We start from the raw sequence: 8,966 nt of genomic DNA on the forward strand, positions 1-8,966 counted from the left end.
TTCCCTGTTTATTATGATCATCTGAATCGGACATTCCGGTGTATTCCTCTAAAATTCCCTTTCCCTGCTGAAGTCCCATTTTACATCTCGGATTTCTCTGAGATTGATCGAGACTTCCCAGGTGGGGCAATTGCTTGAAATCTTCTTTAGTAGGAGGTATGTGGAATGTATACTCTCCACAATTAATCAGGACATCTGATTGCTGCTGACTGAACTTAGGGTTCTTTGAGAAGTGCAATCCTACTTTTTTTGCTTTACCTTCACGGATCATCTTCATCAATGCCTGTTTTTTTAAAGCATATAAGTATTTTGGGTTACCAGCAGTCTTCGCATGTCGATTAACAGTGAAAATCGCTTGAGAGAGGGTATTTACAGATGTGGAGGAAGGGGTGCTTTTACTAGTATTCCTCAATTTTTTAGCTCCTTTCTGCTATATTCACTACTATTATACATTCTTTTAATATCATTGGAAAGGTCACGAAATTAATTCATTACTAGAAAAATGATAGTTTCGACTAATGTTGAAACGGAAAGAATGCTCATTCTTTTTTAATATTACTTGAATCAAAAAAAAAAGAACTGAATCAAGTGGTTTGATCAGTTCTTTTGAAACGGGATATTAATGACATAATATTTTTACATTGCGAGCCGATTAGACTTATCTTCTTCTATTTGCCTGGAGGATTCAACGTGGATATACATTGATATTTTCCGTTACATTGTACGGAGAAGGGGAATTTCCATAAGGTGATCCGCCATATGGTCCGTAAGCCGGGTATGGAGGGTACGGCGGATAATATGGCCCGCAGCAAGGTCTGTTGAATAAAAATGGGCTGATGGCAAGGCCCGCTAAACCCCCTGCTAAAAAAGGGAGACCAAAAAAGGGAAAGAAACGCTGATCGCGGTATCCTCTCATGGCCGGGTAATGGTAATAATTATGAGGAATGAACGACTGTCGATACATGAGTAACCTCCTCTCTATTCTTTTTATTGTATGGAAGGGAACATCACTCTGAGCCTGTCTGATTCAGGAAAAGGCACAGTTGATTAATGGGTCAATAGCAACAAAAAAACAGTTAATATTGAATTTTCGCACATGTATATGGGAAAAACCTTCAATTATTAGTACAATGTAAACAGGAAAATAGTATCAACCAAGTTCACTCGATGAGGATGAAATTCATGCAGGCACTGAATAAGAACCATGATATTGATAAGTTGGACAATGTCTTACAAGAAGTTGTATTGGAATATATAAACGACATGATTTTTATAATGAAGGTCGAAAATGGCCCCTCCTTTCGTTATATTTATATAAATGAATCAGCCCGTAAAAACACGGAAATAAATAACGAAGATATGGGACTGCTTCTGGATGAAGTACTTTCAGGAGAGCTTGCAGAAAGGCTGAAAGAAAAATATGTTCAATTGGTGGAAAATGAAGAAAAAATTATATTCCGGGACACCATTCGGATTCCCGGCGGGGAACAGATGGTCAATGAATCGATCTTGACCCCAATAATGAATGATGCTGGAGTAATAGAATACGTAGTGTCAATCACTAGAGATGTTACTCCGTTGATGAAGGAAAAAATAAGGCTTACAAATGCCAAAAACAGATATAAATCGATTATTGAACATAATTTGGACGCTATATTTATATTGGATTCAAATGGAGTTATTAAAGAATCGAATATTGCCAGTGGAACTTTGACCGGCTTTCAAAAGGAACAACTGGTGAACTCTTCGTTTTATGATCTGTTTCACCCATCCATTGCGGAAGATCTTCAACGGACATTACTCAGGGCCCTGAGCGGGACGCCGGCTACACTGGAGGATTGTTTGTTGAAAACCGATGACCGAAAAGATAAAGTCACAAGCCTGAAAGCCGTTCCGATAGTGGTAAAGGAGAAATGTGACGGTTGTTATATCATAGTCAAGGATAATACAATCTCTTATGAACAGAATGAAATGATCCACTATATGGCGCTGCATGATCAATTGACAGGCATGTGGAACCGAAAAGCTTTAGATGAACATCTTCCCTTGTTCGTTCAGTCGATGGAAGATAAGGAACAAGAGCTTGCTGTATTGTATTTGGATTTAGATCGATTTAAGTTTGTGAATGATACCCTTGGGTTAAAAGGTGGAGACCGTTTTCTCAAAAAAATAACCGAGCGTCTGGTGACTTTAACAGATGACCATTGTATGCTTTACCGGCAAGGTGGAGATGAGTTTATCTACTTGTTGAAAAATAGCAGCTTGGAAGATACGAAGAAAAAAGCTTCGGAGGTACTTGCGTTGTTTCATCGTTCTTATACGATAGACGGGCAGGAATTCTATATCAGCCCTTCCATTGGGGTCAGCAGATACCCTGCAGATGGTTTTGATGCCAACACACTTATTCAAAGAGCTGCACAGGCACTATTTCAGGTGAAGGAAAAGGGGAGGGCTCATTACAGATTTTATCAGACACATATGGAATCAAGCTTTCCGAACTATATCATTATGGAATCTCATCTAAGGAAAGCAATCGAAAAAGAAGAACTCTTTATTCATTATCAACCCCAGATAAATCTTTCGACAGGAAATGTTGACAGTTTTGAAGCTTTGATACGTTGGAATAATCGTAAATTTGGTTTTGTATCGCCTGGACAATTTATTCCGCTTGCAGAGGAAACGGGACTCATACATGGAATTGGAGAGTGGGTGCTGGAGCAGGTATGTCTTCAGTTAAAGAATTGGAGAGTTAGGGAGTATAAAAATGTACGAATTGCAATTAATATATCTCCAAAGCAATTTCTTCATGAACACTTAGTTGATACGATCAGAAGCTATATAGCGAAATATAATATCCCTGCAACATGCCTTGAAATAGAAATTACGGAAGGAGCCATGCAGGATACCCAGCAAACATTGAAAGTACTTAAGAAACTAAAAGAATTGGGTGTGTTTATTTCTGTTGATGACTTTGGGACAGGTTACTCATCCCTTAATTACTTAAAAAGGTTTCCTATTGATATTTTGAAAATAGATCAATCTTTTGTAAGGGAAATCGGATCTAATCAAAAAGACTCCGCCATTACGACGACGATCATTCACCTTGCACATAGTCTTGGCCTCGAAGTGATTGCTGAAGGAGTGGAACAAGAGGATCAGGTCCATTTCCTGAAAAAAGCCAATTGCCAAAAAGCACAGGGCTTTTACTTCAGCAAACCCAAATGTCCGGAAGAGTTAGAGCACTATGTAATTGCATAAAGAGAAAACATTAAGGTACTAAAGTATTTGACAGGTGTGAATGTATGACTTATGTTAAAAAGGGGGGTCGCGTTTTTATAGCTCGGCATTCTTCTTATTAAAGAAGTACATGTTTTCAAAGGAGAGGGATTAATGAAAAACAAACAAATGGAAATCCTATTTCTCCCTACCGAAAGAGGGACAGTCAAAGCGTATGTTTACGGCTTTAAAACTCCTCGATCTTTAGGTAAAGTCATTGTGACATTCAATAATGTTTCAGTAGAAGCAAAAGGATATAGAAGAAATAAGACGATTATCAAAGCGTTGGCTCAACTTCATGAAACCATCGTAAATAATCAGGATAGTTAAAGATCCGGTCCGGCTCATGGTAGACACAGGCCGGACTTTTTTTATGGGATAAGACTGGCTGAATTCCATTAATCTATGATAAAATAATGAGTGAATATTCATTCATTTTACGAGGGGGAGTTACAGATGGGACAGAATCAATCGGTGATCATCACTGGGGGATCCAATGGTATGGGGAAATATATGGCTAAGTATTACCTGGAAAAAGGTTCTGACGTCATCATTACTGGTAGGAATGATGAACGACTGCAAGCAGTAAAAGAAGAATTCGCATCACTTGAGGGTGAACTTGATGTTTTTCAAATGGATGTGAGGGAGCAGGATCATGCAGAAGCAATGGTTAAATTTGCAGTAGAAAAGTTCGGTAAAATTGATGTATTGATAAACAATGCAGCCGGAAACTTTATTTGTCCAGTGGAAAAAATGACTCCGAATGGATGGAAGTCAGTCATTGACATTGTGCTGAATGGAACGTTCCTCTGTTCTCACGCAGTCGGGAGTCACTGGATTGCCGAAAAGCAGAAAGGCTCAATCATCAATATGGTTGCTACTTACGCTTGGAATGCAGGTGCAGGGGTTGCGCATTCAGCTGCTGCAAAAGCAGGTGTATTGTCATTGACCAGAACGCTTGCTGTCGAATGGGGATATAAATATGGAATTCGTACAAATGCCATAGCACCCGGCCCGATTGAACGAACAGGAGGAGCCGAGAAATTATGGATTTCAGAGGAAGCCGCCAAACGAACGATTGATAGTGTACCTCTTAAAAGGCTGGGAACACCTGAAGAAATTGCTGGTCTTGCATACTTCATGTCATCTGAAAAAGCCGCTTACCTTAATGGCGAGTGCATAACATTGGATGGAGGGCAATGGCTGAATCAATTTCCATTTTAATTCCGGTCAACTAATATGCTGAGTTTGCATGATTCATATATAATTTACTGAAAAAATGGAATGCGAATACTTAAAGCAATTACTTTCTACAGACCTGCCTTTACCGATTCAGTAGAATGCTTTAGAGTTTCAGCATTCTTTTTTTTTTGCAGTTAAGCTTGAACTTAATGAATATTCGAAACATATGCTATAATAATGCAAAAACTGTTTTGGGTTGGAGGAGTGCAAATGGATCCATTAGATGTCATTGCAAATATCGAAAAAGTCATTCCTTATTTTCAACCGGTTTTCAGCGCGGATGAACATAAAATAATCGGCTATGAAGTATTGGGCAGGATTGTTCAGAATAAAGGAGAGGCCGAAAGTCTTGGATCGTTTTTTACAGGTACAGATATTCCTGATGAATTTAAGATTGAAGTGGATGAGAGAGTAACGAGAAGAGCACTCGATCAATTCTTAACGGCGGACCAAGAAGTCTTGATCTTCATAAATCGGGATGCAAGACTAATCATGGTTGATCACGGGGCATCTTTCCTGGAACTCCTTCTTGAATATAAAGAGAAAGGTATTCAGATGAACCGTATTGTATTAGAACTTTCGGAGAAGACGTTTCTGGGAGACTTCGAACAGCTGGTCCATGTTCTTCTCTATTACAAAACATATGGGATAAAAGTAGCGATTGATAATGTGGGTAGCAGCATGGGGGAACTTGACCGACTGTCGCAATTTTCTCCTGATATTCTAAAGGTTGATCTATCACAATTGCGGAATGATGCGGGTAATAAACTGTATAAAGATATCCTATTCAGTCTTTCCATGCTGGCAAGAAAAATTGGTGCATCCCTGCTGTTTGAAAACATTGAAATCAATTATCAATTACAGTTTGCATGGTTAAATGGAGGAAGGTATTATCAAGGATTTTATTTGAAACATCCATCTCCCACTCTCCTGGAAAGGGATATTTTGAAAGCAAAACTGAAGGAAAAGTGCCAGGACTATATCCGTTACGAGAAGAAACATTTGGAAGCAGGATATCGATTCGCTGATGAGTTACATAAGGCAATGACTCAGAAGATCTCACAGATGAAAAGACAATCCGAAGAAGACTATGATTTCGTGCTGAATGAACTTGCTATCACCTTTACTGATAAGTGCTTTCGTTTGTATATATGTGATGAAAATGGCTTCCAGGTTTCAAGTAATATCCTGAAAGTACAAGGGAATTGGGAAATCCATCAACGGTTCAAGGGAAAGAACTGGAGCTGGCGTCCTTACTTCCTGGAAAATATCATCAGAATGAGAATAAATAAAAAAGGATTACTATCGGATGTATACAGCGACATTGATTCTGGTGAACCCCTGCGCACATATTCATACCCATTCGGAAACGGATTATACCTGTTTATGGATTTATCCTACGAATTTTTGTTTGAAGAAGAAAGTCTGATTTATTAGCTTGTTTTAAGAATCAAATTTATCTGGACAGGAGCATGCCCGGTTTTGATCTTTCAGGATTTGTATTTCTTTGAATAGGGTTTTTCTATTAGGGGAAATTATCTATAAAGGATCATTGAAGGAGGGGCTTGGATGAGTATTTTTATCATACTGCTCTCATTAATTGCGATAGGAGTAGCCGGGTATTCAGTATATTATACATTTAAAGTAGCTGCACAGGAGAAGCGTCTGGAAGGGGATTTTGATACAGATATTCCGGAGGCTGTTAAGCAGCATCCTTTTATCCGGAATCCGGTATTCCTTGCCATCTTAATATTCGCAGTTATCGTTATTGGCTTCATTTTGTATCTGTCCATTAATTACTTATAGTAAGTAGCGAAGCTTGGAAACTTGATGTTTCCAAGTTTTTTTGGTTAGATATTCCAACGTTATTTGTGTTTAATTTCCAAAAACAGAGGGAAATTTACAAATAAGCAAAAAAGATGTCAAGAATTGTAGGGATTTCACGAACAAAACTTAGTCAATCGACAATTTTCAATTGCTACAATAGACTCACCTAATTATTTTAAGGAGGGGAATAAAATGGCAAAAAGAAGATTATTGCTCTTATTTATGATTATCGGATTGGTTACAGCAGCTTGTGGACAAGTTACCCAGACTCAGGCTTCTACTTTCAAAGATAAGCAGGCATTGGCTTTAGTGAATGAAGCGTTTCAGACACAAGTTTCTTTAAGTGAACAGCCTCAATCTTTCGAAGCCATCGAACAACAATTGCACACGTCCTTTACAAAGGAACTGACAGACGAATTTATAAAAGAGAATGTTGTGAAAGTGGAGAAAGGATATCAAACATTTGGTTCTGACTTTGCCCCGTATTATATTCCATTCTTTAAATACGACGAGTCCACTCAAGTGGAATATGCAGATGGAAAGTGGTACATATGGGAAGAACGATCGGGTGAGCAAGAAGGTCCAGTATCTACAGCTCCAGGAGTGGAGGTTGTTGTATTAACCAAGGATAAAGGTGATTGGAAGGTTTCTTCCATAACAAATGAATTGCCGGAAAACCTTCAGAATATGAATGAATAGGATACCTCCGGCTTAAAGAGGTATCTTTTTTTATCCATTTATAGTTCTAATGCTTCTTTTAGTGAATCCAAGTCAAACCCTGAAATGACTTTATGATCGACAGTAATTGTTGGAGTGGAATAGGATTTCAACTCGTTGAGCAAATGATCTCTTGCTTGTTTGTCTTCTTTAATATTTTTTTCTGAGTAGTTTATTTTAGATTCCTTCAGAAACAGTTTCACTATCTCGCAAGGTGGACATTCCGGCTGGGTATATAATGTGACGCGTTTCAAGACTTGAGCTCTCCTTTTTTGTTCTTATTTAAAAAATCGATGATTCCCATAGAGGAAACTTTCATATCGAGTTTCAATAGCTGGAAAATGGGGTGCTGGTGATCGATCCCCTGTCTAATGGCAGAAGACTTCACGAGGGTGTATAGTTCCCTTGTCAGATTTTCTATGTTTTCTTCCAGTGCAGCTCCTGGATCGATCGTAACTTCCGCCTTGTCCATAAAAATTTCCAGCCACATCTCAACCTCCTTAAGAGCATGCTCCACTTCTTCTGTCATTCCGTAATGGCCGAAATAGATACGGTTCAATTTCTTTCTCCTGAAAAAATGGATTGCTTTCTTCATTGAATCAGGGTTGAATTGATTTGGCGATGTTGAAGGGAGATAAAAATGTACTTTATCTGCCCGATATTGAATTCCGCATGTATCACCGGTGAACATGCCTCCCGACACCGGATCGTATATACTGAAGTGATGATCGGAATGCCCAGGGGTATCGTAAAATGTGAGTGTGCAGGATTCACTGAGCTTAAGAGTTTCTCCATGATTCTTGGTTAACAATCGATCTTCGGGAATCGGTTTAATCGGATCGAACAATGTATCAAAATCGTCCCCGTACACTGCTTTGGCCCCGGCAATCAGTCTGGAAGGGTCTTTCATGTGCCTGCAGCCCCTCGGATGTACGATTACTGTTGCTTGAGGGCATTCTTCAAGTAGCAGCCCTGCACCCCCGGCATGATCTAAATGGATATGAGTCAGAATTATGTATTGAATATCTTCTAAATTAATGTTTAACTTAGAGAGACCTTTTTTTAGATGCGGGATTGAAGGACTGGCAGATGTTTCTATAATCGTAAGAAATTCTTCATGAATGATATAGCTTCCTGTCCGTTCCTTTGCAGACAAATCCATTAGGTCGACCAATGATATCCTTGAATCCAAGTACTCGATACTCATCTTAACAAATCCTTTCTTCTTTCAATTTTGCTTCTTTCATTATAAAGGATTTTTATGAAGTTTAGGGGCAAAACATTAGATTTAACAGGATAGAATCTGGTACAATGCAAAAGCTATGAAAAAAGAAATAGAACAGGAAAGGAGAGACTGCTTATGTCTCAGCTTCTTGGAATCATACAAAGATTAAAGACATTGCAAGAACAAGGTGAACAAGGGGAAACTCAACAGCGTTTTTTTGAATACAACGGAAAGAAAATTTGTGAGGTAAAATACTTACCAAAACAGGATACTTTCGAGATTGAAGTCATGAATGAAAAAGGAAGCAGTTTTCCTTTTGATAACATCGACATCACGGCAATTGAAATATACGAATTGCTGCAGGAAGCAAATCAGGAGTAATACTGAGATAACCAGATGAGAATCGTTTCTTGTTTGGTTATTTTTGTGTGCATCGATTTTTGTAATTTAAGTACTGATTATTACTACTTTTTTTTAGGCTGTGTTAGAATTAGTGTGGCGCTGCTATGAACATGAATATAAAAATGTTGGTGAAATGAAAATTGATTGACGCTCCAGAAACATGCTAAATGAAACATTCATATTAAAAATGAGGGGTTTTACATGATTTCATTAAGTAGTAAGGAATTCTTAGAGACAAAGATTAAAGATTTCATCATATCGTCAGAAAAAGTTGCAC

General features: G+C 38.4%; 11 protein-coding genes. 7 read left to right on the forward strand and 4 right to left on the reverse strand.

The window, feature by feature from the left end; translation table 11 throughout:
* Both HP456_RS15940 and HP456_RS15945 read right to left on the reverse strand, forming a co-directional pair.
* A partial coding sequence (locus tag HP456_RS15940) for a YkyB family protein (RefSeq protein WP_172252862.1) occupies positions 1 to 412 on the reverse strand: 412 nt, incomplete at its 3' end.
* A gap of 273 nt (positions 413 to 685) precedes the next feature.
* Complete coding sequence (locus tag HP456_RS15945; RefSeq protein WP_246289132.1) at positions 686 to 916, reverse strand: hypothetical protein; 231 nt, start codon at positions 914 to 916, stop codon at positions 686 to 688.
* Positions 917 to 1,182: 266 nt separating this feature from the next.
* On the opposite strand from HP456_RS15945, the gene HP456_RS15950 reads away from it, so the two are divergent.
* The 6 genes from HP456_RS15950 to HP456_RS15975 all read left to right on the forward strand — a co-directional run bounded on the left by HP456_RS15950 (position 1,183) and on the right by HP456_RS15975 (position 7,044).
* On the forward strand, positions 1,183 to 3,258 hold the full coding sequence (locus HP456_RS15950) for a sensor domain-containing protein (RefSeq protein WP_172252864.1): 2,076 nt from the start codon (positions 1,183 to 1,185) through the stop codon (positions 3,256 to 3,258).
* Positions 3,259 to 3,390: 132 nt separating this feature from the next.
* The gene (locus HP456_RS15955) at positions 3,391 to 3,606 is read left to right on the forward strand and encodes a hypothetical protein (RefSeq protein WP_172252866.1); all 216 of its coding nucleotides are present in this window, start codon (positions 3,391 to 3,393) and stop codon (positions 3,604 to 3,606) included.
* Between the two features lie 126 nt (positions 3,607 to 3,732).
* The gene (gene fadH / locus HP456_RS15960) at positions 3,733 to 4,500 is read left to right on the forward strand and encodes a 2,4-dienoyl-CoA reductase (protein WP_172252868.1); all 768 of its coding nucleotides are present in this window, start codon (positions 3,733 to 3,735) and stop codon (positions 4,498 to 4,500) included.
* A gap of 228 nt (positions 4,501 to 4,728) precedes the next feature.
* Positions 4,729 to 5,955, forward strand: coding sequence for an EAL domain-containing protein (locus tag HP456_RS15965; RefSeq protein ID WP_172252870.1), 1,227 nt, complete (start codon positions 4,729 to 4,731; stop codon positions 5,953 to 5,955).
* A gap of 132 nt (positions 5,956 to 6,087) precedes the next feature.
* Positions 6,088 to 6,324: a hypothetical protein gene (locus HP456_RS15970; RefSeq protein WP_216663317.1), complete on the forward strand. Its 237-nt coding sequence runs from the start codon at positions 6,088 to 6,090 to the stop codon at positions 6,322 to 6,324.
* Between the two features lie 213 nt (positions 6,325 to 6,537).
* A complete protein-coding gene (locus tag HP456_RS15975) occupies positions 6,538 to 7,044 on the forward strand; it encodes a DUF3993 domain-containing protein (RefSeq protein WP_172252872.1) in 507 nt (168 codons plus the stop codon).
* Positions 7,045 to 7,082: 38 nt separating this feature from the next.
* Here the strand turns inward: HP456_RS15975 and HP456_RS15980 are convergent, their stop codons facing one another.
* Both HP456_RS15980 and HP456_RS15985 read right to left on the reverse strand, forming a co-directional pair.
* The gene (locus HP456_RS15980) at positions 7,083 to 7,316 is read right to left on the reverse strand and encodes a glutaredoxin domain-containing protein (protein ID WP_172252874.1); all 234 of its coding nucleotides are present in this window, start codon (positions 7,314 to 7,316) and stop codon (positions 7,083 to 7,085) included.
* Entirely contained in the window at positions 7,313 to 8,269 is a 957-nt protein-coding gene (locus HP456_RS15985; protein ID WP_172252876.1) for an MBL fold metallo-hydrolase, read from the reverse strand. Before HP456_RS15985 ends, HP456_RS15980 begins: the two co-directional genes overlap by 4 nt.
* Positions 8,270 to 8,422: 153 nt before the next feature.
* Between HP456_RS15985 and HP456_RS15990 the strand changes: the two genes are divergently transcribed.
* On the forward strand, positions 8,423 to 8,668 hold the full coding sequence (locus HP456_RS15990) for a YkuJ family protein (protein ID WP_032089035.1): 246 nt from the start codon (positions 8,423 to 8,425) through the stop codon (positions 8,666 to 8,668).
* The last annotated feature ends 298 nt before the right edge of the window (positions 8,669 to 8,966 follow it).

Origin of the sequence: Bacillus haikouensis (genome assembly GCF_013179555.1) — a bacterium.
In the GTDB taxonomy this organism is placed as follows: domain Bacteria; phylum Bacillota; class Bacilli; order Bacillales; family Bacillaceae_B; genus Rossellomorea; species Rossellomorea haikouensis_A.